This is a genomic window from Leisingera sp. MMG026, assembly GCF_021654205.1.
GTDB lineage: Bacteria > Pseudomonadota > Alphaproteobacteria > Rhodobacterales > Rhodobacteraceae > Leisingera.
In genome coordinates this window covers 12,280-33,977 of record NZ_JAKFZM010000043.1, presented here as the reverse complement: position 1 = coordinate 33,977, position 21,698 = coordinate 12,280, and the positions used below count along the sequence as shown (strand labels likewise).

Below are 21,698 nucleotides of genomic sequence, written 5' to 3'. Positions count from 1 at the left end.
CTTGCCGATCACCTTGCGCCGGGATTTCGTGCCGATGCGGTGCACGACTTCAATCAGCAAGTCCACCAGCCCATCAATCAGCTTTGCTCTTCGCGACGTTGTTTGGATAGCCAGTAATCCAAGGCGTTTTTCACGTTTGTGCCGCCCCACCTCATAGGCAGTCTCTCCCTCAACCCGGCGCACCAGAATCTTGATCCATGACGGATCAACGCTGGACATCATATCAAATGGCAAGTCGAGACCTTGAATAAAGGCAAGCCGGTCAGCAGCATCCAGTACGCTTTCCAGCGTTGCAGCGCCAACATCGCCTTTCAAACGCTGAAACCCATGACTGCCACGCGGATCTGTCAGGCTGGCCTCAAATGCTTCTGACGCCTTTGGTGGCAGCGCCCTTGCGATGCCAGCTAATAGACCATCTACAAATGCAATCCATGCGGTTCGAACGGAACGCGCCAGGATGCCTTCGGCTGGCGGGAGCAAACGTCTTTCCCGAAACCAGCGATAGCATTGGTCAAGCATGTCACCAATTGAGCCACCATTTGGGCAAGTTAAATCACGCAACCAAACTTCGAGCACAGCGCGATGGTTCGCCTGTGTTCGGGATAGACCAAGGTGCTTGGCGATCTCCAGCCGATAGCGGCGAGCAGCCCGGTCAGAAAACAACCGATGAGGGCGAATAGCCTGCATGTCGAGTTGGGAGGCGACATAGTCGACTGTATTGTCATCGACATTGGCCCAGTCTTCGACAAACCTGCCTGCGCAGCGAGCGCTGCAAGTTTGTAGTGCCACCTCAAGACAAACAGACTGGGGCAGCGACGATAGAAAATCCATATCCTGAAAGGACAAGCTCCAATCGCGTGCCGCGTTGTTAGCCAGCTGCCCAACTCAAAAATACCGCATGAAAGCAATTGGTTACGGGTCTTGAGGTCAGCGCAACATCAATCGGTCACAAATGTTCTTAATTTTGGCCGCTTTTCCACGTTCAGGCCCCTTGGGCCTGAAAGGCGCGCAGTTCCTCCTGCGTCGCGCTATCCGGCGCATGCCCCGGAAACCGCGTGAAATCGCGCATCGCACGCAGGTACATCGTCTGTGTCTTCGGCTGCAGACCCTTGATCCGCATATCTTCAAGAAAGCGTTGGCGCAGCTTGGGAACATATTGACCGGTCATCAGGCCCTCCTGTCATTAGATAGAGAAGGTCCCAATCGTCAGACAGGTGCGTCAGCTCGCAAAATCCACGCCACACACATCAACGCGCAACACACGCCACAAGCGCCTGTACCGCGAGAGCGGTTTCGTCCAAGTCCGCATTTTACCAATTCGAACAACGCGCAGCGAACGGTCACCCCATCGTGAGTTCTCCTTGTGTTCCTCTTTACCCCCATCTGTGCACGTTCGGAGCGGTTGGGCCGGCAGGGGATTGGACGGCCAAAGCTGCTTCCCCTCCGGCGGGCAGGGAGTGTCTCTGCCGGGCCTTGGCCGGACCCCTAACTCACAGGCGGCGCTATTCCGGCCATGGCAGGGAGTAGGTCTTCACATTTGTGAAGAACTTCATGGCTTCTATGACGCCTTCCTTGACACCATTGCCGCTGTCTTTGATGCCGCCGAAGGGGGACATTTCGATGCGGTAGCCGGGCTGTTCCCAGATGTTGCAGGTGCCCACGTCCAAACCGTTGATATAGGCAATCGCCCGGTTCAGATCATTGGTGCAGACGCCTGACGACAGGCCGAACTCGGTGGAATTGGAAATCTTCATCACCTCGGCGTCATTGTCCGGCACCCGGACGATGGGCACGATCGGGCCAAAGGTCTCCTCCATCACCAGCTCGCTGCCGTGGGGCACCCTGTCAATCACGATGGGCGGCAAAAGCGCGCCCTGGCGGGGCGGGTGGTACAGGATCTCGGCGCCGTCTTTTTCGGCCTGCAGCACACGGTTTTCGAACAGCTCGGCGGCCTTGTCGTGGATGACGCAGCCCAGCTCGGTGGCCGGGTCCTGCGGGTCGCCGAATTTGATCGCACGAGCCTTTTCCAGGACCAGCGGCACAAAGCGGTCCGCGACGCTCTCTTGAACCAGAATACGCTTGATCGCGGTGCAGCGCTGGCCGGAGTTGCCGGTGGCGCCGGCCACGGCGATGGCGGCGGCCTTGTCCAGGTCCGCGTCCGGCAGATCGTTCAGCACAATCAGCGGGTCGTTGCCCCCCAGCTCCAGCGCCTGGCGTTTGTAGACGCCTTTTTCGGCGATCATCTTGCCTACCGGCACGCCGCCAGTGAAGGTGATGATGTCGATGTTTTCATTGGTGATCATCTCGTCGCCAATGTCCTGAGGCCAGCCGGTGACCACCTGAAACATCTCCGGCGGCAGCCCGGCCTCATAAAGGATATCGGCCAGTGCAATACAGGTCAGCGGCGTCAGCTCGGTCGGTTTGCAAACCATGCAGTTGTTGGTGGCAATCGACGGCGCGATTTTATGGCTCACCATGTTCAGCGGGTGGTTGAACGGCGTGATCGCCGAGATCGCCTTGACCGGTTCGCGCTTGGTGAAGATCTTGCGCGCCTTGCCGTTGTGGGTGAGATCGCAGGAAAAGATCTCGCCGTCATCCTTCAGCGCCTCGGCCGCGGCAAACTGATAGACGTCCTGGGCGCGCTTGGTTTCATAGATCGCGTGCTGGTGGCAGATGCCCAGCTCCAGTGTCAGCCATTTGGCCAGCCACTCGCGCTTCTCCCCGATCAGCACACCCGCGCGCTGCAGGATCCGGCCGCGCTCATAGCGGGTGAGTTTGGGCGTGTAGTTCGCTGCCACCTCAAACGCCATGCGGGCATGTTCGGCCTTGCCGGCAGGAACATATCCAACAACTTCATTGGTATAGGGGTAATGAACCGGGACAGTTTCATCGGTAAAGACGATCTCGCCGCCGATCCGCATCCCTTCATTCCGGATCTCAGTATTGGTCATAATTTCACCCATGGATTAGAGAGCCGCCGCAGCGGTGGCATAGAAGAAGGCGTCAAAGTTGCGCAATTCCTCGGGCTGGCCAGGCAGATCAAGGACTCGGTTCACAATAAACGGTACTTCCTGTTCGGTCAGCCCGCCATGGCTGCGCAGCGGTTCTTTCAGCGCCGCCAGGTCGTGGCGGTGAGCGGAGGTGCCGAGCGCGTTGAAGCGGTTCATGAGAGCGATGCGAATGTGGATTTCGGCAGTCTTGCGCTCGGGGTCTCTTGCGGCGATGCGCTCGCCGAAGGCCTTGAGGCAGCGAACCTTGACCTCGATGCGGCTTGCGGGCCTGCCATTCGCCATCCCCAAGGAACTTGATCCCGGTGCTGTCCGCTGCCCGGCAGTGCATCACGCAGTGATGTCACGAGAGGGGACCAGCAGGTTACGCGGGCCGTCCATGCGGCGATACGGGATCTGCACCGCCAGTGTCTTCTGCCTGCGGCAGAGGGTGGAGAAGCCGGACACGGGCCGATCCAGACCTGCCAGCCGCAGCAGGCTCGACACCATCCCTGCGGCCTGCCTGCGGCGCGCGCCAGGTCATGTCCTTGTTCACCCAGATCAGCAGCGAGCCCCGCTTGCGCAACGCGGCGTTGCAGCTGGACCAGTTCGTCGTGCGGTTGCGGGCAGGTGCGGGCTTGCTATCTGCCCCGTCTAACCGCATGGATTCGTGATGTGAATCCTCAGAAGTCAGAGTTCTGCAGCAACACCCATTTACTGCAAAGAAGGCATGACTGATGAGCTCTGGCGGTATCTGCCCGAACACCGGAAGTCTCGGCGGCCACGCCGCGCCAGAAAGAGCCAGAAGCCCAAGTTCGACCGTGATGTCAGCATCCTATTCCACCCGGATGATATCGCACACCGGCGCCAGTTTGGGCATTGGGAGGCTGATCTTGTCTTGTTCAAACAACGCATTGGGCAATCGAATGTGACATCGCTGGTCAAGCGTGTCGGCCGGCCGCATCTGCAAGCCGGGACAGGAACGCAAACCTGGTTTTGCGATCCGTCTTCGCCCTGGCAGAAAGGCACTGTCGGGAATACAAACCGGCGGCTGCGGCGCTGCCTCGCAAGCTCAATTTGGCGGCAGTCTCAGATCATGAACTGACGATGCTCTGCGACCGCCTCAACAACACACCCCGGAAATGCCTGGGGCGGAAGATCCCGGCAGAAGTCTTCAGGGAAAAGATGATGGAAGAGATGGGTCGGCCCCCTTCTCTCGAAGGCAATAGAAGCCGCGGTTCAGGTATCGCTCACAGCCGCCGAAGAAGGCAAACGTCTTGTCATGTCATCAAACACCATCTCTTGCGCCGCGCACGGATACACGCCCCGGCCTGCGCTATTGTGCGGCAGGAAAACCGCATGCCCTTTGGAAACCGTTGCATTGTGACCTCGTTCACAGGAAAGTTCCTGCAACTGGGATATAGGCCGCAAATTCCCCGGCAGAGCGGGTATTGGCTGATTGCGCGGCCGGGCGTGGCAGCGAACAAAACAATGATGCGGACAGGCGGCAAAACCGCCCGGAAGGAGTGACTAGAATGCGTTGGAGCAGATCCCTTGCCCTTGCGGGCGGTATTGCCGCCCTATCCGCGGCCGCCGCGGCACAGGAACCGCTGAAGCCCGTGAAACTGCTGCAAACCTCATCGGACTCCCTGCTGCTGGAGCGGCAGTTTTTCGGCCAGGTTGCCGCCAAACAGACGGTTGATCTGGCCTTCCAGGTCAGCGGGCAGATCCTGAAATTCCCGGTCACCGAAGGCGGCTCTGTCGCGCAGGGCGGGCTGATTGCCGAACTGGATCTTGAGCCGTTCGAACTGCAGCTGGAACAGGCGCAGCTGCGCAAGGAACAGGCCGACCGCACCGTGGTGCGGCTGGAAAAGCTGAGCGGCACCGTCAGCCAGGTCTCGATCGACGACGCCGAAACCGAGGCAGGCCTGGCCCGTGTCGCCCTGCGGGATGCCGACTATGCGCTTGGCCATGCAACCCTGAATGCCCCGTTTGATGCGCTGGTCTCCAGCCGCGAGGTGGAACAATTCACCACCGTCAGCGCCGGCACCCCGATTGTGCGGCTGCACGACATGTCCGAACTGCACATCAAGGTGGACGTGCCCGAGGTTCTGTTCCAGCAGGCCGATCAAAGCGATGTGCTGACGATTGCGGCCAAATTCCCCGGCCAGGACACAGACTATCCGCTGGAAATTCTGGAATTCGACGCTGAGGCCAGCAGCGTCGGCCAGACCTACCGGGTGACCTTCCGCCTGACCCCGCCCGACGACCGCCAGATCCTGCCCGGCGCTTCGGCCACGGTGAATGTGCGCGTTGACACCGGCGATGCGGCGATCCGGGTGCCCGGCACCGCGCTGGTCGCCGCCGCCGATGGCAGCACCGGGGTGATGGTGTTTGCCCCGGCAGGCGCCGTGGACGGCACCGTCACCTGGACCCCGGTGAAGGTTGAAGCGACCCAGAACGGCGACTTCCGGATTGCGGACGGCCTCAGCGGCGGCGAAGAGATCGTGCTGACCGGCGGCACCGCGCTGCAAGACGGCCAGCAGGTCAGCCGCTTCACCGGCTTCGGCAACTGAGGGCGGGCGCATGGACATTGCACGCGGGTCGATCAACCGGCCGCTTTACACCTGGCTTATCATGCTGGCGGCTTTGCTTGGCGGGATCTGGGGCTTTTTGAACCTGGGCCGCCTGGAAGATCCGGCCTTTACCATCAAATCCGCAGTCATCGCGACCCAGTACCCCGGCGCCAGCAGTGCCCAGGTGGCGCTGGAAGTCTCGGAACCGCTGGAATCCGCGATCCAGAAAATGGGCGAGGTGAAACTGATCACCTCAGTGAACCGGCCCGGCTCTTCGCTGATCGAAGTGGAGATGCAGGACACTTACGACGGCACCGAACTGCCGGCGATATGGACCAAACTGCGCGCCGAGGTCCGCGATGCGGCCCGCGCCCTGCCCGATGGCGTCAGCCAGCCTTACGTCAATGACGGCTTTGGCGATGTGTTCGGCCTGTTCTACGCAGTCACCGCCGAGGGCTACACCGACGCCGAAAAACACGAGCTGGCCACCTACCTGCGGCGCGAGCTGCTGACGGTCGACGGCGTGGCCGATGTGGAAATCACTGGCCTGCCGCCCGAGGCCGTTTTTGTCGAACCCAAAATGGCCGTTGCGGTCAACCAGAACATCCCGTTTGACGCCATCGGCAGCGCCTTGGCCAATGCCAATTCGGTCCGCCCGGCCGGCAGTCTTGATGCCGGGCCGGCGGACACCCGGTTCAGCGCCCCGGAAGGCTCGGACTCGGTCACGGAAATTGCGGGCCTCACCATCGGTTCGCAGGGCGAAGTGGTCAATGTGATCGACATGGCCGACGTTCACCGCGGCCGCATCAGCGACCCGGACCTGCTGATCCGCTTCGACGGGGTTGAGGCCTTTACCCTGGGCATTGCCGGCCTTGCCACCGAAAACATCGTCGAGGTGGGCCGGAACGTCGACGCCAAACTGGCCGCATTGGACAGCCGGATCCCCTATGGCGTGGATCTGAAACCGATCTACCAGCAGCATGTGGTGGTAGATCAGGCCTCAAACGACTTCCTGGTCAACCTGGCGATGTCGGTCAGCATCGTGGTGGTGGTCCTGGCCCTGTTCATGGGCTGGCGCGCCGCTGTTGTTGTCGGGTCCACCCTGCTGCTGACCGTGGTCGGCACGCTGTTTTTCATGAACATGTTCTCCATCGAGATGGAGCGGATTTCACTAGGCGCGCTGATCATCGCCATGGGGATGCTGGTGGACAATGCCATTGTGGTTGCCGAGGGGATGCAGATCTCGATGCAGCGCGGCAAAACCTCACGCGAGGCCGCGCATGACGCTGCATCAAAAACCCAGATCCCTCTGCTGGGTGCTACTGTCATCGGCATCATGGCCTTCGCCGGCATCGGCCTCAGTCCTGATTCAACGGGCGAATTCCTGTTCTCGCTGTTTGCAGTCATCGCGATTTCACTGCTGCTCAGCTGGCTCCTGGCGCTGACCGCCACGCCGCTGCTGGGGCATTATTTCTTCAAACAGGGCAAGGACGGCGGCAGCGATGCCTACAGCGGCCTTCTGTTCCGCACCTATGGCAAGATCCTAGCGTCGGCGCTGAAACTGCGCTGGCTGGTGGTGGCCGGGCTGGCGGGCATAACTGTGGTTTGTTTCATCGGCTTTGGTCAGGTGAAACAGCAGTTCTTCCCGGACTCAAACACACCGCTGTTCTTTGTCCACTACAAGCTGCCGCAGGGCACCTCGATCCAGACAACGTCCCAGCACCTGAAGGTGTTCGAGGACTGGCTCGCCGAACGCGATGATGTGGTCTCCACCGCCTCTTTCTCCGGCCAGGGTGCCACCCGTTTCATGCTGACCTACTCGGCCGAAAAACCGAACCCCAGCTACGGGCATCTGATCATCCGCACCGAAACCCTGGATGCGATCCCGCCGCTGCAGGCCGAACTCGAAGCGTTCGGCCAGGCGCAGTTCCCCGAGGGCGAATTCCGCACCAAGCGTCTGGTGTTCGGCCCCGGCGGCGGCGATCCGATCCAGGTGCGTTTTTCCGGCCCCGACCCGCGCGTGCTGCGCCGGCTGGGCGAGGAAGCCATTCAGCGGCTGGAAGCGGCCTCGGCCAATATCCTGATCCCGCGCCACGACTGGCGCGAACAGGAACCCGTGCTGAAACCGGCCTATGCCAACGACCGGGCGCAAACCGCCGGCGTCACCCGCGAGGGCATCGCCGACGCGCTGCAGTTTTCCACCGACGGGCTGCAAGTGGGGGTGGTCCGCGAACGCGACCGGCTGATCCCGATCATCGTGCGCCTCGCACCGCAGGAGCCCTACAATATCTATGATCAGGTGGTTTTCTCCTCCTCGGCCGGCAAGTTCGTGCCGCTGGAACAGATGATCGACGGCGTTGATGTGATCATGGAAAACACCCTGGTGCACCGCCGCGACCGGCTGCCGACCCTGACCGTCGGCGCCGATATCCCGCCGGATCAGACCGCCGCCACCGTTTTTGCCGAAGTGCAGGACACCATCGAGGCAATGGACATCCCGCCCGGCTACCTGATGGAATGGGGCGGCGAGCATGAAAGCTCGGGCGATGCGAATGAGTCGCTGGGCAAACAGCTGCCGGTGACGCTGCTGATCATGGTGCTGATCTCGGTGCTGTTGTTTAACGCGATCCGCCAGCCGGTGATCATCTGGCTGTTGGTGCCGATGTCCGTGAACGGCGTGGTGATCGGGCTTCTGGGCACCGGCTTCCCCTTCACTTTCACCGCCCTCCTGGGGCTGCTCAGCCTGTCGGGGATGCTGATCAAAAACGGCATTGTTCTGGTCGAGGAAATCGACCTGGTGCGCGAAACCGGCCTGCCCCTGCGCGAAGCCATCGTCGAGGCCTCGGTGTCGCGTCTGCGTCCGGTAATGCTGGCGGCGGTGACCACAATCCTTGGCATGGCGCCGCTCCTGACCGATGCCTTCTTTGTGTCGATGGCGATCACAATCATGGGCGGCCTGGCCTTTGCCACCGTGCTTACCCTGGTGGCCGCGCCGGTGTTCTACCTGATCTTCTTCCGCGGGGTGGAGAAACAGGAAATGGCGGGGGTCTAACCCTCCGCCATCTGCAAACCGGGGCCAGGATCAGGCCCGCCGCCTGATCCTGCCGGGCCGCTTGCCACAAGCGGCCCGCCCTACCCTGCCAGATCCTCCAGCGCGCCGGGGATCAGTTCTTCCCAGAACTCTGCCATTTCACCGGCCAGCAGCGCCGCAGCCCAGCCCCGGTTGCGGAATTCCTCGCGGTCGATCTCTGTATCCAGGCGGCTCAGGAACAGCCGTTTGTCGGCATCCCGCTGGGTCGGTGAGCGCCCGGCGGCCAGGTCCCGGATCCGCTCCAGCCGCTGCGCCCGCAATGATCGCTCCCGCGCCTTGACTGCATCCTCTGCCGCCGCAAGCCGGGCCGCCTCGGCGTCTGCCGCACGGCGCGCCTCTGCCGCCGCCAGCACCTCGGGCGGCAGCGCCTTCGCGGTCTCCGCGGGCGTATCCTTGTAATCATCGCGCAGCGCCGCGCTCAGATAGCGCACCGGGCTGTCCACGCCCTTTTTACTTTTCAGATAGCCGACCTTCTCGGCCACATAATCCTCTCCGTGCTCGGCAATCCACTGCCGCGCCAGCCGGTCGCTGACGCCGAGGCCGATCAGCTGGGTGTAAACAGCCCCCTGCCGCACCCCTGCCCCGTCATCAATGTCCAGCATCGCCAGCTGCGGGTTCTCCTTGATCAGAAACCGCACCTCGGCCACCTGCCGGCCCATTTTCTTGAACTCCGGCGTCAACAGGATGTTCGAGGTCTTGTTCACCTCCGCCACCGCCGGCTTGATGATCTTGGCATTCAGATGCTTGAAACTCTCGTAATAGGCGCTGCCATCGACCCCCATCAGGCGCCGGAACAGCGCAATATCCCACCAGCCGGTCGATCCGGTGCGCACAAAGCGATAGCAGTTTTCATACAGCGCCAGCGCATGGCCGGAGGTGAACCGGCGCTGAATATTCAGATTGATCAGCGCAAAGACCTTGGGGTCATGCAGCTTCTCCGCCAGCGCCGGAGAATAGGCATATTCGCACACGCCCCCCGCCAGCTTGGCATAGGACAACAGCGAACTGACCCCCCATTCCTGCCGCCCCTGCTCATCCAGCATGTCCCATTCCGCCACTGTCTCTGCCAGGCTGCGCAGCGACTGCTTCAGCGTCTCCATATCATTAGAGTTATAGCCCACCATCATGCACAGCGTCTGCGCATCGATCTGGTGCTTGGGCTTGGTGATCAGCGTGTCATAGGCATTCAGCAGCAGCACATTCGACAGCTTGCGCTGCAGCAGCGTCAGCTTGCCGGACACATGAATGGCCGCCACGTTCTTCTTCACCGACCCCCGGCGCAGCGGGCCTGTCAGCTTGTTGTGCGGGATGTCTTTGGCGTCCATCGCCCTGCCCTCCTGCCCCCTTGCCGGTCTTTGCGACTCTGCGGGGCCTGCTTTGGCGGTACTATGACTTAAAAGGAACCCGCGCTCAATCCTGCATTGGGGACCCATTTACGGGAAAGCCTCGTCCCGCAAACGGGTACCTTTCTGAGAACATCCCAGTTTCAGGCGCCATTCTACGCTGGTTTCCACCGTTTTCCGGCTATTATGGATCCGGAAGCCGCCTGATTTCCGGCCTGCGAGTCGCGGGTGCCTGTCTTCCTGCGAATCAGGGCCCTTGCTCCCGCAGACGGGTACCAATGATCCTGCATATGGGTTCCATTGATACTGAATACAGGTCCCCAAAGATACATAGGTGATTGAAATATTTCGGTATTTTGAACCCAAAGATTCTAAATCTGAATCAAAGATTCACAACATTTCAACTTGTTTGTGCCATAGTAGATTTGGGGAAAAGCTTACATATATCCGCGGGATACGGACGGCAGCGGAAAACAGATGCGTTGCCAGAATATGATTCACACTCTTCCCAGGATGTGCCACAAAAGCGGTGATAACACGCCAAACAGGCGATATACCCGAGGCACCCGTCACATGGCAAAAAAACCTGACACCCCCCTGCCCCCCTATTTCAACCTGGATCCGAAGGCAGCGGCGGCCAAGCTCGGCGAGCTTGTCGATACCGCAAGATTTGCCAAGGCGGCAGCTTTCGCAGGCCGCGGACGCGACGACTTGGCTAAACGCGGCTATGCCCCCGACGGGCGCAAACGTCTGCGCAGCTTTTCCACATGGGAGGTCTGCCGCTACCTGATCCCGGTCGCCCCCGCCCACCTGCGCCGGGTGCTGAACAAAAACCCGGACCTGCCCCAGGGCGAGGGCGCCAGCGGCTCGCGCTGGTTCACCCTGGAAGACGTGCTGAAACTGCGCGACCATTTCGCCGAAGAAGGCATCAGCACCAAGGAATACCGCCCCTACCGCCCCGAAGGCCTGCCCGCCAAGGTCGTGGCCGTGGCCAACTTCAAGGGCGGCGTCGGCAAGACCTCGACCGCGGCGCATCTGGCAATGTCGGCAGCACTTGACGGCTACAAGGTGCTGGTGGTCGATCTGGACAGCCAGGGCTCGATGACCTCGATCATGGGCGGCCAGGTGGCCGACGAATGGCAAACCGTTTTCCCGCTGCTGGCCCGCGACTATGCCGAGGCGGTGGAGGCGGAAAACAAGGTCCGTGCCGCCTCCGGCCTTGACCCCATTCCGTTGGACGAAACCCTGACCGAAGCGCGGGAGGTTTCGCTGCGAAACGTGGTGCAGAAAACCCACTGGCCCAACATCGACCTGATCGGCGCCCAGCTGAACCTCTACTGGGCCGAGTTTCAAATCCCGGTCTGGCGGATGGGGTTGCGCAACTGGGCGCTGTGGGACGCGCTGACCAATGCGCTGGATCAGGGCGGCGCGCTCGACGACTATGACATCGTGCTGCTGGATACCCCCCCTGCCCTCGGCTACCTGACCATCAACGCCCTGGCCGCCGCCGACATCCTGATGGTGCCGCTTGGCGCTTCGTTTCTTGAGTTCGACTCGACGGGCCGGTTCTTCGACATGCTCTATTCCACATTCGCCTCGATCGAGGACGGCGAAAACGCCGGCCGCCGCCGCGCGGGCCTGCCGGAGATGAAGTTCGAATGGGACGTGGTGCGCGCCCTGATCACCCGGTTCGACGCCAGTCAGCAGACCGATCTGGCCAATGTGATCCAGGCCTACTTCGGCGATATGATGAACGCCTACCGGCAGGATTACACCGCCATGGTCGGCCAGGCCGGCGAAAGCGTGTCGGGTATTTACGAGGCGGATTACCGCAACTTCAACCGCGATACTTATGTGCGCGGCCGCGAGGTGTTCGACCGCACCTATGCGGAATTCAAGGAACTGCTGATCGGCAGCTGGTGGCGCGATCAGCAGATGCAGCAGGCAGAAGCACACACTGAGGAGAGCGAAGATGGCCAGACGCAGACAGCTTGAGACCCCCTCGCCCGAGGCATTGAAGGAGATCGAAGCAGGCATTGACCGCGACCTGTCGCGCGGCCCCGGCCTGCGGCCTCCGATTGCTGATGTTGTGGCCGATGCCGCCCGCCACGCGGACCCGATGCCGCAGGCTGACCGCGAGGCAGCAGCCCGTGACAAGGCAGACGCCGAACGCCTGCGCGACGCCACCAGCAAAGGGCTGGTGGCGGTGGAAATCCCGTTGGAAGAGATCACTGCAGACGCCCTGAACCGCGACCGGATCGTGCTGGACGAGGAAGAAATGCAAGAGCTGATGACCTCGGTTTCGGTCAATGGGCTGCGCCTGCCGATCGAGGTGTTCGAGCCGCTCAACCCCGAAGACGCGGGCAAATACGCGCTGGTCTCCGGCTATCGCCGCCTGACAGCCCTGCGCCGCCTGAACGGGCTGAGCGGCGGCGAACGGTTTCAGACCATCCCGGCGTTCATCCGCGAGCCCGGCAGCCTTGCAAATGCGCTGGTCTCAATGATCGAGGAAAACGAAATCCGCTCGGGCCTCAGCCAGTACGAACGGGGCAGGGCGGCGGCCTCGGCGGTGCATGACGGGGTGTTCCCGACGGTGGACGAGGCGGTCGCGGTGCTGTTTCAGAATGCCTCCAAGGCCAAACGCTCCAAGATCCGCTCCTTTGCCCTGATTCACGAGGAACTGGGCGATATGCTGTCCTATGCAACCGGCCTCAATGAACGCCAATGCCTGCGTCTGGCTGCCGCCTTGCGGAGCGGCTGGGCTGACCGGTTGCGGACCGCGCTGGAGCGGGCCGAGGGGCGCTCGGCGGCTGAGGAATGGGAGGCCATGCTGCCGATGGTTGAGGACGCTGAAGGCGCCCCGCAGGACCCCAGCCGCGGCGGACGTCCCAAGACCGCGCAAAAGGTGGAGCGCACCCGCAAGACCCGCGTCGCCAGCGGCATTACAATCGAACGCGAATACGGGCCCGGCGGCTATGCCATCCGGTTCTCCGGCGGCGAGGTGACGGCTGAACTGGTTGATGCAGTCATGGACAATGTGCGTCACCTGCTGGAGCACGGCGGATAGGGCCGGGCGCAGATCCCGGTTTCGCTGCGAAACCCCGGCCTGGCTGGGCCGGGGTTTTCCATTTCCGCTATGCCTTTTGCCATGCCGGCAGTGCGATAATTCCACAGGTTTCGCAGCGAAACCTATGCCGTATCAGCCGCCCAGCCGTTTAGCCCACAGCAGAGGCGTTTCAAAATTATACATCACCAGCTGCCCGTCCCCGGTCAGCTCCATCCGGTTGACCAGGCCGACCTGTTGCAGGAAATCCCGCTCGGCGATCATCGCTGTTTCGCCGCACAGCCCGCCGCCGATCTGAAGCGGCGAAAACATGATGTTCTGCAGGTCCGGCCCGAAGGTTGTGGTGAAACTTCTGCAGGGGCTGGAGCCGTAAAGCGTGCCGCCGTCGAAATCAAACCGCAGGTCTTCGAATTCCGTCAGATCGACGTCCTGGACTTTTTGCACAATCCAGGCGCCGTCAAAGCTTTCTGCCGTGGTGGAAGCCATTGAAATCTCTCCGTTGTGTCCGGTCGCGGTGTCAGAGGCAAATGAACACACCGCCAGCCCGCCGCCGCACAAGCCTGCAAGCACCGCAAGCATTGCGGCCCGCGCCGGGCGCAATCCCGTCATTCGGCTGAATCGGCTGGCTGGAAAGTCATCAGCGTCCCACCTTGATGCATGTACCGACCGAGTGTGCGCAGCCGGAGGCAATTGACAAGAAAAAAATCTTGCTGGAATCCGGGTTCCATGCGACGCTTGAAGGCAATAAGAGCTAACGCTCTAGTTTTAAACAGTTTTTTAACTCAGGAGCTGCCCATGCCTCTTGATGGATCTGCCGCAAAAGAAATCAAGCAACAGATGGCGATTGCGAAGAAACGCGCGCTGTCATTCGGATTGTGCTTTGGCAAGAAAATCGAAAACTCGATCTTTCTCACCCATAAGACCAAGGCCGCCAAGGTTCTGGGCAAGCAGGCCAAGTCCGACGGCGAGACGCCGCAGTTCACCTTTGGAACGCTGACGCTGGACGGCAAGGAACTGTCGCTGTCAGTCGAGGGCAAGATCGTGCCGGGCATGGCGCGCAAGGCCAAGAAGATGTTTATGGTGGTGGGGCTGAAATACAAGATCCTCATTCTGGACCCCAGCGGAAATGTCGTCGAGTCAGAGGAGGATGACGACGACGGGGAGGCCGCGGATGACGGCCCGCAGGCGGCTCCGGCGGCCAGCGGCGATACCGTCACCGAGGATGCGGCAGATACGCCGGCAGCGCCTTCGGCTGAACCGGATCCGGCGGAAGCCAAATGGAAAACCACCTCCGCCAAGGTTGAGGCCAATCTGGCCAAGCTCCGGGATATTGCCGGCATTGATCTGTCCAAGGCTGACGCGCTGTGGACGGCGATTCAGGCCAAGGCGGAGGGCAGCGGTTATGCCGCGGCGCTGGAGCATGTCGCGAAGCTGTCCGCCGAAATGAAAACCGCAGCCCAGGAGGCAGCAGCCGGGGCCAAACGGCAAACCCTGCTGGAAGGCAAATGGCAGCAGGCCGCGGGCAAACTGGAGCCGCTGATCACCGAGGTGCTGGCGCTCAACACGCCGCAGTCGGCAAAAATCGAAAACGTCTGGACCCAGATCAAGGCCCGGGTGGCGGCCACGCCGCCGGATTATGAGGGCGCGCTTAAGGCGGTCGGACCGTTGGCCCAGGCCATTTCCAAGGCCCGCAAAGCCGCGGCCGAAACTGCCGGAGACGACGCGGCACCGGCCAGTGCCGAAGCGGCATCGGCAGGGGAGGGGGATACCGTCACCACCGCCAAACCCGACGCCCCGGCCAAGACGCCGGAACAGGCTGCACCGCCTTCGGATGACGCCGGCGGCGACACGGCGGACGCTGATCTGGCCGACCAGATCGCCCGGATCGAGGCAGCACTGAAGGCGCTGCGTGATGGGCCGGTCAATACCTACAACACCCTGGTGCCCGAGGCCGTCAGCCAGACCCCTGACAAGTGGAAAGCCGCGCTTGATAAGGTCGAAGCACTGGCCGCGCAGGCCAAGGCAAAACCCGAAGACGCCAATGGCGCCAAACTGGATGCCGGGGAAAAGGCACTGGATGCGTTGGAAAAGGCGGTTGCCGCCGACACCGGCGCCAAGACCGCTTTTCAGAAAGCGTTGGAGATTTTCGATCTGCGGCTGGTGCCGTTGACCAGCCACCCCAAGGCTGCGGCGCCCGAGATTGCGCCGGAAATCACCCGGATTGACGGGCTGCGCACTGCCGCGGTTGACAAGGCCAAGGCCCATGATCTGAAAACCGCCACAGATGATCTGGCCGCCGCCGAGACCGAAATTGCCAAGGCCGAGGTTCTGGCCGATGATTTTGCGCATTTCATGGCGCTTGACCCGGACCGCAAGGCGCTGGCTGATGCGGCCCGCGGTGTCTCGGTCGGCGATCCGGCGATAGATGACGCGGCGCGCGAAATGGAGCGTCTGTATGACGCGGCGCAGGTGGACAAGGCCGCGAAGAAGTTCAAGGACGGCGTCAAGAAACTGGATGAAATTGCAGTTGCTTATGCCAGGACTGCCAAGGTCCGGGCGCTGCGGAAATCCTATGACGACGGGCGTCCGAAAGCAAAACAATGGGTTGATCACTGGGCCGGGCTGGCCGCAGCGGTCAAAGCCCTGCTGACGGCGAAACTGACCGAGCTGGGTGATTTCTATACGGATTCAGATGTTGCCACGACCAAGGATTACGCAGAATCCCTCAAGAAACTCGGGAAGTTCTGGTCGCTGCGCGCGTTCTTGGAAACCGAAATCCCGGTTGTTCAGCAATATGCGCCCAAGCTGACCGCCTTTGAGGCCAAGCTGAAGGACTTCAAGGACCACGACGGTGCCTCGGGCATTCAGGTCATCATTCTGAAAATGGAGGCGGATCTTGCTTCGGCCAAATCTGAAGCAACTTTGCACAAATACTCTACCGCGCTGGCTTTGCTGGATGCCACCCAGGGCGATTGGCCCGCAGCCACGGCGCAGGCGGATGCCTGCAAGGCCTATAAGGACAAACGGGTTGCGGTTCAGGGCAAGATCGACCCGCTGAAGAATGTGGCCCAGGCGGCCCCGATGCTGGAGGATGGCAAGGCGCTGATGGCTGAGGCGGCGGCAGCAGCGCTGAAGCTGGATTTCACCACGGCAAACACCTGTGTGGCGGACGCGGAAAAACGGGTGGACAGCGCCAAGGCGGCGGCGGAAGCCTCGGTCGAGCTGGACGGGATGACCGATACGGCAGCGCTTGATGATCTGAAAAAGAAATGGGACCCGGCGTTCAAAGTCTTCACTGATATCCGCGACAAGGTTGTTGCGGCGGATGCGGGCAATGATTTCACCGCGCTGATCGCCAAGGCGCAACTGCCTGCGGCAGAGGCGGAAACGGCCAAGAAAGCTAAGAAGTACGACGATGCCAGGGCGCATCTGGACAGTGCCATTGCAAATCTGAAGATGGCCATGGTGCTGGTTCATCAGCATCGCGCCTATGGCGAGCTGAAGACCTCGCTGGCGGCACAGGCCGCTGCTTTGGCGCCGCTGAACGATGCCGCCTGCCTGCAGCCGCATCTGGATGACATCACCCGGCTGACCGGGGAGGCGGATGATCTGATCAAGCCGGAGGGCTATGACTACAAAGGCGCCGAGGCCAAAATCGCGGCGGCGCGCAAGATGGCAGAGCAGGCCCGCGCCGACGGCGAGCTGTACAAGACCATCAAGGCGGACCGGGCCAAGGCCACCGCGGTGATCGGCAAGATCACCACCGAAGGCGGCGCGGTTGAGACCCAGCTGACCCATCGCAAGACCGAGATCCAGGACTTGCTGGATGAAAGCACCACCAAGCAGACCGCGCGGGACTTCCAAGGGGCAGCGGACAAGGCCAAGGCCGCTGCGGGCTGGGAAAAAGCCACGGATGAGGATCTGAAGACGCTGAAGACGGTGCTTGGCTGGGAGAACCAGTATTTCGTTGTGCCCCGTGCGGCGCTGATCGGGCCGGGCAACGAGGCCGGTGTGCATCAGATCGCGCGGGCGGATGCGGATTTCGCCAAATACGAGGCGGCAAAGGCGGCGCATACCTATTCGGCTGCCAAAGGCATGTTCGAGAAGGCCTATCAGAAAATCACCGCGTGCCAGCGGCTGATTGCGGCGGCGGCCCCGTACAACCAGGCTGTCATTGATGCGCAGGCGGCGGTGGATGCGCTGGCACCGGAACGCAACGATGCCACCAAGGACCGGATCAAGGCAGTGGCGGACCGGCTGACCGCGGCCAAGCTGGATACAACCAGGACCGATCTGGGCGAGAACGATTATTCCCAGGCAATCAAGCTGCTGAAGCAGATTACCGATGACGCCAAGGCGCTGCTGACCGCAATCCAAGGCTCGTCCGTCTATGAACCCGCGCGGGCCGCGGCTGAGGCCAAGCTGGCCGAGGCAAAGGGGCATAAGCACGCCGATGCGATCGCGGCACAGCTAACCCGGCTGACCGCAAAATACGATAATCTGGTCAAGCTGGCGCCAAGCGATTACGCAACCGCCAAGACCATGGCCGAAGAGGTGACGGCCTCGGCTGAGGAGGCGATCAGCTCGGCCAATACCCATAGCATACTGGAGGCGGTGAATTCGGCCATTGGCGGCGATGAGGACAGCGCCCCCTGGTGGCCGCAGGTGCAGGCGGCGAAACTGTCGATCAAGGTGGTCGGCAGCCGTGAAAACGCCGCCGTGGCCAAGCCGCATCTGGATACCGCCAATGCCGAGATTGAAAACTGCGGCAAGGACGGGCTGGACGCCAAAACCGCCAAGGGCCATCTGCTGGCCGCATTGGAGGCCTGCAACACGGCGGATGAGGTGATCTCGCAATACGGGTTCATCGAACAGGAAATCACCCGCGCCCGCGCCGCGTTGGTTCCGGTCACCGGTCACGGCGAAGCGGCTTATGTGAAGGATGAGACCGACGCGGTTGAAAAACTGCTGGCTGATGCCGAGGCCGCCGCCAAGGGCGGGCAGAATTATGCCAAGGTCAGTACGGACATCGAGGCGGCGATTGCCCAGACCAAAGCTGCGCTGGAGATGGCGGAACAGCACAATGCATACAAGGATCTGCGTGCCAAACCGGAGGTGGAGCCGCGGCTGGCTGTGCTGGAAGGGCATGAGCACCGCTATGCGATCAAGCCCAGCATCGACACCATGCGCAAGAAACTGGCGGATGCCGCTGCGGCAGTGGCCGGCAAGAAACCGGGCGATGCCATCAAGCTGCTGGAAGAGGCGCGTGCCATCGGCACCAGCGCTTTTGTGATGGCGGAAATGCGGGCCAACACGCCGCCCACGGACAAAGACATCAAGGAAATCCTGTCGCGCCCCAATGGCACAGACGAGCTGGACGCGATGATCGACAACCTGGAGCCCGAGGCGCAGCGGGCAGTGGTCAAAGTGGCCTTCAAGGCGCGTTTTGGCTGTGATATCAAGAACTTCAATAATGAGAACCTGGCGCCGGCCACGGAAATTGCCGATGCCAATCTGAAGGGGCCGAATATTGTCGCCTTCTACAAGGCGATGCAGGATCTGCCGCTGGATCACACGTTGAACAATGACTCGCTGCAGAAGTTCGCGGTCAATGAAGCTGCCAAGGGCGGATCAATGTATCAGGGCAATGAAAAGCGGATTGTGATGCATGAAGGCGATGCGGGCACGTCGTCCAATTATGCCTTTGGCAGCGAGGATGCGGTGGGCAGCCTGGATGATGCCGCCACCCCGGAAGAACGCGCCGAACTGGAAAAATGCAAACCGGCGAACGAGGAGCCTGTCACGTTTTTCAACTGGAACACTCTGCATGAGGTCGGCCATGCGGTTGACGACAAACAAAGCTTCATGAAAAGCAACGGCGGCAAAAAGGAATACGGCGGCTGGACCGAACACGGCATGGACATCGCTGCCATCGCTGAGAAAATTGCCGCCAAATTCAGCTATGACAAGGCCTATGCCACCGAATATATGGCGCATAACAAAGGCGCGCATGTGCCGGATAAGCCGGCCGATGAAACCTGCACGGACGAGGAATGGGAAAGCCGCCGCATCAAGATGCAGGCGCATATCGACATGGCGTCCGAACCGGCTCAGCCCTGGTCCAGCATGGCAATTGCCAAGAAGATCGAAATCGGCGGCGTCGTGTATCAGGAAAGCTATCCGAACACCTGGAATTCCTATCTGCTGGGCGAGCGGGCCAAGGGGATCACCGGCTATCAGTTCCGCGCGCCGGGGGAATGGTTCTCGGAGCTGTATGCCGCCTATCATTCCGGCAAGCTGAAGCCGAACCACCCGGCGGTTGGCTGGCTGGCCAAACTTTGACCCGTTGATCTGATCCATTGAAAGGCTGTTGACCGATGTCGCTTTTTCACCCCGTCAATCTGGTGTGCCCGCAATGCGAGGCCCCGGTGACCATGATGGCCGTGGGCAGTGTGAACGCCGACCGCCGCCCCGATCTGCGGGACGAAATACTGGAAGACCGGTTTCAGGATGTGACCTGCGATGCCTGCGGCGAGAGCTTCCGGCTGCAGCCGCAGTTCAACTATCTGGATGCCGGCCGCGGCCAGTGGATTGCGGCGATGCCTGCCAGCCGCCTGCGGGATCATCTGGAGATTGAGGATGAGGCCGGGTCGCTGTTTGACACCAGTTATGGCGCAAATGCTCCGGCGGCTGCGCGGGATGTGGGCAGCGGGCTGGCGGTGCGGCTGACCTTCGGCTGGCCGGCGGTGCGGGAAAAGCTGCTGGTCAGGCAGCTGGGGCTGGACGACGTGATTGTCGAAATGATGAAGCTGCACATCCTGCGCAGTGTTGAATCGGTGCCGATGGCCGAGGGCATAGAGCTGCGTCTGGTGAATACGGACGAAGACAGCGATGGCTATGTCTTTGCCTGGCTGGAGACCGCATCGGAGAAATACATCGAATACATGACCGTGCCGGCGGAGCTGTACAGGGTGATCGAGGGCAACCCGGAGGGCTGGGACGCCATCCGCAAGCGGCTTGATACCGGGCATTTTGTGGATATGCAGAAGCTGTACATGGGGGAGGGGCGCCCGGCGGAATAGGTTTTCCGCGCGCGGCGCACTGGTTTAATATCAGCCAGCTTTAATATCCGCCTGCTCCAGCCGCGTAAATCTGTCTTGAAGGCTGGGCAAATGGCGGGCCTCTGGGAGTGTCCCGCCAGTCACTGGTTCAGCGCGGTATCAGCCGCGGGCGACGTTGATCACCTGCATCTGGGTGTATTCCGCCAGCCCCTCGACGGATTGTTCCACCCCAAGACCGGAGCCTTTGAAGCCGGCCATCGGGATATGCGGGCCGATGTTCAGCTGCTGGTTCACCCAGATGGTGCCGGATTCAATGCGGGTGGCGACGTCAACCGCCTTGGCGGTATCGCCCGAATGGACCGAGCCGCCCAGCCCGTAGTCCGAGGCATTGGCGCGGGCGACCACATCATCAATGTTGTCAAAGCGGATCACCGGCAGGATCGGGCCGAACTGCTCCTCGTCGACGATTTTCTGGCCGTCTGTCACATCGCGCACGATTGTGGGATGCACGAAATAGCCGGGGCCGTCCTTGGGGCTGCCGCCGGCAATGATTTGGCCGCTGGCGCGGGCGTCCTCCAGAAAACCCTTGATCTTGTCGAACTGGGCTTTGTTCTGGATCGGGCCGATGGTTGTGCCCTGTTTCATGCCGTCATCGACCACTGCCTGTTCGGCAAGGGCGGCCAGTTCGGTGCAGAACGCCTCGTAGATGTCGCTGTGCACATAGGCGCGTTTCACCGCCAGACAGACCTGCCCGGCATTGAGAAAGGCACCGCCATAGACCTTTTCGGCAGCGGCCTTCACATCCACGTCGGGCAGCACGATGGCGGGATCGTTGCCGCCCATTTCCAGCGTCACCCGTTTCATGGTGTCCGCAGCGCTGGCCATGATCCGCTTGCCGGTTTCCGACGAGCCGGTAAAGCCGATTTTGGCCACATCCGGATGCGCGGTCAGCTTGGGGCCAAGGTCGTTGGCGTCGGTGATGATGTTGACCAGTCCGGGCGGCAGGATACGGCCGCAGATTTCACCCAGCTTCAGCGCCGTGACCGGGGTGGTCGGCGCGGGCTTCAGCACGATGGCATTGCCGGCCATCAGCGCCGGCCCGATCTTCCAGCAGCACAGCAGCAGCGGAAAGTTCCAGGCGATGATCCCCGCCACCACGCCGAGCGGTTTGTGGCGGGTCTCAATCCGGAATTCGGCGTCGTCCTGGATGATGCGGTCGGGCAGCTCCAGCGTGGCGGTATGGCCCAGATAGCCCTGCGACCAGGCAACCTCGCCCTGGGCCTCGGGCAGCGGTTTGCCCTGCTCCAGTGTGATCAGCCGGGCCAGTTCGTCTGCCTCCTCGCCGATGGCGGCGGCCAGTGCTTCCACCTTGGCGCGGCGTTCGGCCATCGGGGTATCTGCCCATGCCTGCTGGGCGGTTTTGGCGGCGGAAACGGCCTGGTTCAGCTGCGCCTCGGAAGCATGCGGCACGCGGGCAAAGACCGCTTCGGTTGCCGGGTTGATAACCTCGATCATCTGTTCCGACGAAACCTGTTCGCCGTTGATGAGCATGCGGTAGTCCATTGGTGTTCTCCCT

Annotated in this window: 12 protein-coding genes and 1 pseudogene; 6 read left to right on the top strand and 7 right to left on the bottom strand. The window is 61.6% G+C overall.

Annotated features, from left to right (window positions below; translation table 11 throughout):
* From L1069_RS19100 to L1069_RS19085, 4 genes and pseudogenes are all read right to left on the bottom strand, one after another.
* A partial coding sequence (locus L1069_RS19100) for a DUF4158 domain-containing protein (RefSeq protein WP_275423094.1) occupies positions 1 to 876 on the bottom strand: 876 nt, incomplete at its 3' end.
* A gap of 106 nt (positions 877 to 982) precedes the next feature.
* Positions 983 to 1,168: a phage integrase N-terminal SAM-like domain-containing protein gene (locus L1069_RS19095; RefSeq protein WP_237456734.1), complete on the bottom strand. Its 186-nt coding sequence runs from the start codon at positions 1,166 to 1,168 to the stop codon at positions 983 to 985.
* Between the two features lie 334 nt (positions 1,169 to 1,502).
* The gene (phnY, locus tag L1069_RS19090) at positions 1,503 to 2,951 is read right to left on the bottom strand and encodes a phosphonoacetaldehyde dehydrogenase (protein ID WP_237456733.1); all 1,449 of its coding nucleotides are present in this window, start codon (positions 2,949 to 2,951) and stop codon (positions 1,503 to 1,505) included.
* 189 nt (positions 2,952 to 3,140) lie between these two features.
* Positions 3,141 to 3,651 (bottom strand): annotated as a pseudogene (locus L1069_RS19085) (transposase); the annotation flags it as partial.
* 871 nt (positions 3,652 to 4,522) lie between these two features.
* Between L1069_RS19085 and L1069_RS19080 the strand changes: the two are divergent.
* Together L1069_RS19080 and L1069_RS19075 are read left to right on the top strand one after the other, a co-directional pair.
* The gene (locus L1069_RS19080) at positions 4,523 to 5,563 is read left to right on the top strand and encodes an efflux RND transporter periplasmic adaptor subunit (RefSeq protein WP_237456732.1); all 1,041 of its coding nucleotides are present in this window, start codon (positions 4,523 to 4,525) and stop codon (positions 5,561 to 5,563) included.
* Between the two features lie 10 nt (positions 5,564 to 5,573).
* Positions 5,574 to 8,615, top strand: coding sequence for an efflux RND transporter permease subunit (locus L1069_RS19075; RefSeq protein ID WP_129373505.1), 3,042 nt, complete (start codon positions 5,574 to 5,576; stop codon positions 8,613 to 8,615).
* An 80-nt stretch (positions 8,616 to 8,695) separates the two neighbouring features.
* Here L1069_RS19075 and L1069_RS19070 read toward each other — a convergent pair whose 3' ends face one another.
* Positions 8,696 to 9,979 (bottom strand): replication initiation protein, encoded by a 1,284-nt coding sequence (locus L1069_RS19070; protein WP_129373506.1) that lies wholly within the window; start codon positions 9,977 to 9,979, stop codon positions 8,696 to 8,698.
* A 591-nt stretch (positions 9,980 to 10,570) separates the two neighbouring features.
* On the opposite strand from L1069_RS19070, the gene L1069_RS19065 reads away from it, so the two are divergent.
* Both L1069_RS19065 and L1069_RS19060 read left to right on the top strand, forming a co-directional pair.
* Positions 10,571 to 11,992, top strand: a complete 1,422-nt coding sequence (locus L1069_RS19065; protein WP_237456731.1) for an AAA family ATPase — start codon at positions 10,571 to 10,573, stop codon at positions 11,990 to 11,992.
* The gene (locus L1069_RS19060) at positions 11,970 to 13,064 is read left to right on the top strand and encodes a ParB/RepB/Spo0J family partition protein (RefSeq protein ID WP_134831465.1); all 1,095 of its coding nucleotides are present in this window, start codon (positions 11,970 to 11,972) and stop codon (positions 13,062 to 13,064) included. Before L1069_RS19065 ends, L1069_RS19060 begins: the two co-directional genes overlap by 23 nt.
* A 132-nt stretch (positions 13,065 to 13,196) precedes the next feature.
* Here the strand turns inward: L1069_RS19060 and L1069_RS19055 are convergent, their stop codons facing one another.
* Positions 13,197 to 13,547, bottom strand: a complete 351-nt coding sequence (locus L1069_RS19055; protein WP_237456730.1) for an META domain-containing protein — start codon at positions 13,545 to 13,547, stop codon at positions 13,197 to 13,199.
* Positions 13,548 to 13,856: 309 nt separating this feature from the next.
* On the opposite strand from L1069_RS19055, the gene L1069_RS19050 reads away from it, so the two are divergent.
* Both L1069_RS19050 and L1069_RS19045 read left to right on the top strand, forming a co-directional pair.
* Positions 13,857 to 19,403: a hypothetical protein gene (locus L1069_RS19050; protein WP_237456729.1), complete on the top strand. Its 5,547-nt coding sequence runs from the start codon at positions 13,857 to 13,859 to the stop codon at positions 19,401 to 19,403.
* 35 nt (positions 19,404 to 19,438) lie between these two features.
* Positions 19,439 to 20,143, top strand: coding sequence for a CpXC domain-containing protein (locus L1069_RS19045; RefSeq protein WP_237456728.1), 705 nt, complete (start codon positions 19,439 to 19,441; stop codon positions 20,141 to 20,143).
* Positions 20,144 to 20,281: 138 nt separating this feature from the next.
* Here L1069_RS19045 and L1069_RS19040 read toward each other — a convergent pair whose 3' ends face one another.
* Positions 20,282 to 21,685 (bottom strand): aldehyde dehydrogenase family protein, encoded by a 1,404-nt coding sequence (locus tag L1069_RS19040; RefSeq protein ID WP_237456727.1) that lies wholly within the window; start codon positions 21,683 to 21,685, stop codon positions 20,282 to 20,284.
* Positions 21,686 to 21,698: the final 13 nt, after the last annotated feature.

Bases quoted from the DNA above. Each gene is read 5' to 3' on its own strand.
- L1069_RS19095 (WP_237456734.1), bottom strand. From the start codon at position 1,168: ATGACCGGTCAATATGTTCCCAAGCTGCGCCAACGCTTTCTTGAAGAT.
- phnY (WP_237456733.1), bottom strand. From the start codon at position 2,951: ATGACCAATACTGAGATCCGGAATGAAGGGATGCGGATCGGCGGCGAG.
- L1069_RS19080 (WP_237456732.1), top strand. From the start codon at position 4,523: ATGCGTTGGAGCAGATCCCTTGCCCTTGCGGGCGGTATTGCCGCCCTA.
- L1069_RS19075 (WP_129373505.1), top strand. From the start codon at position 5,574: ATGGACATTGCACGCGGGTCGATCAACCGGCCGCTTTACACCTGGCTT.
- L1069_RS19070 (WP_129373506.1), bottom strand. From the start codon at position 9,979: ATGGACGCCAAAGACATCCCGCACAACAAGCTGACAGGCCCGCTGCGC.
- L1069_RS19065 (WP_237456731.1), top strand. From the start codon at position 10,571: ATGGCAAAAAAACCTGACACCCCCCTGCCCCCCTATTTCAACCTGGAT.
- L1069_RS19060 (WP_134831465.1), top strand. From the start codon at position 11,970: ATGGCCAGACGCAGACAGCTTGAGACCCCCTCGCCCGAGGCATTGAAG.
- L1069_RS19055 (WP_237456730.1), bottom strand. From the start codon at position 13,547: ATGGCTTCCACCACGGCAGAAAGCTTTGACGGCGCCTGGATTGTGCAA.
- L1069_RS19050 (WP_237456729.1), top strand. From the start codon at position 13,857: ATGCCTCTTGATGGATCTGCCGCAAAAGAAATCAAGCAACAGATGGCG.
- L1069_RS19045 (WP_237456728.1), top strand. From the start codon at position 19,439: ATGTCGCTTTTTCACCCCGTCAATCTGGTGTGCCCGCAATGCGAGGCC.
- L1069_RS19040 (WP_237456727.1), bottom strand. From the start codon at position 21,685: ATGGACTACCGCATGCTCATCAACGGCGAACAGGTTTCGTCGGAACAG.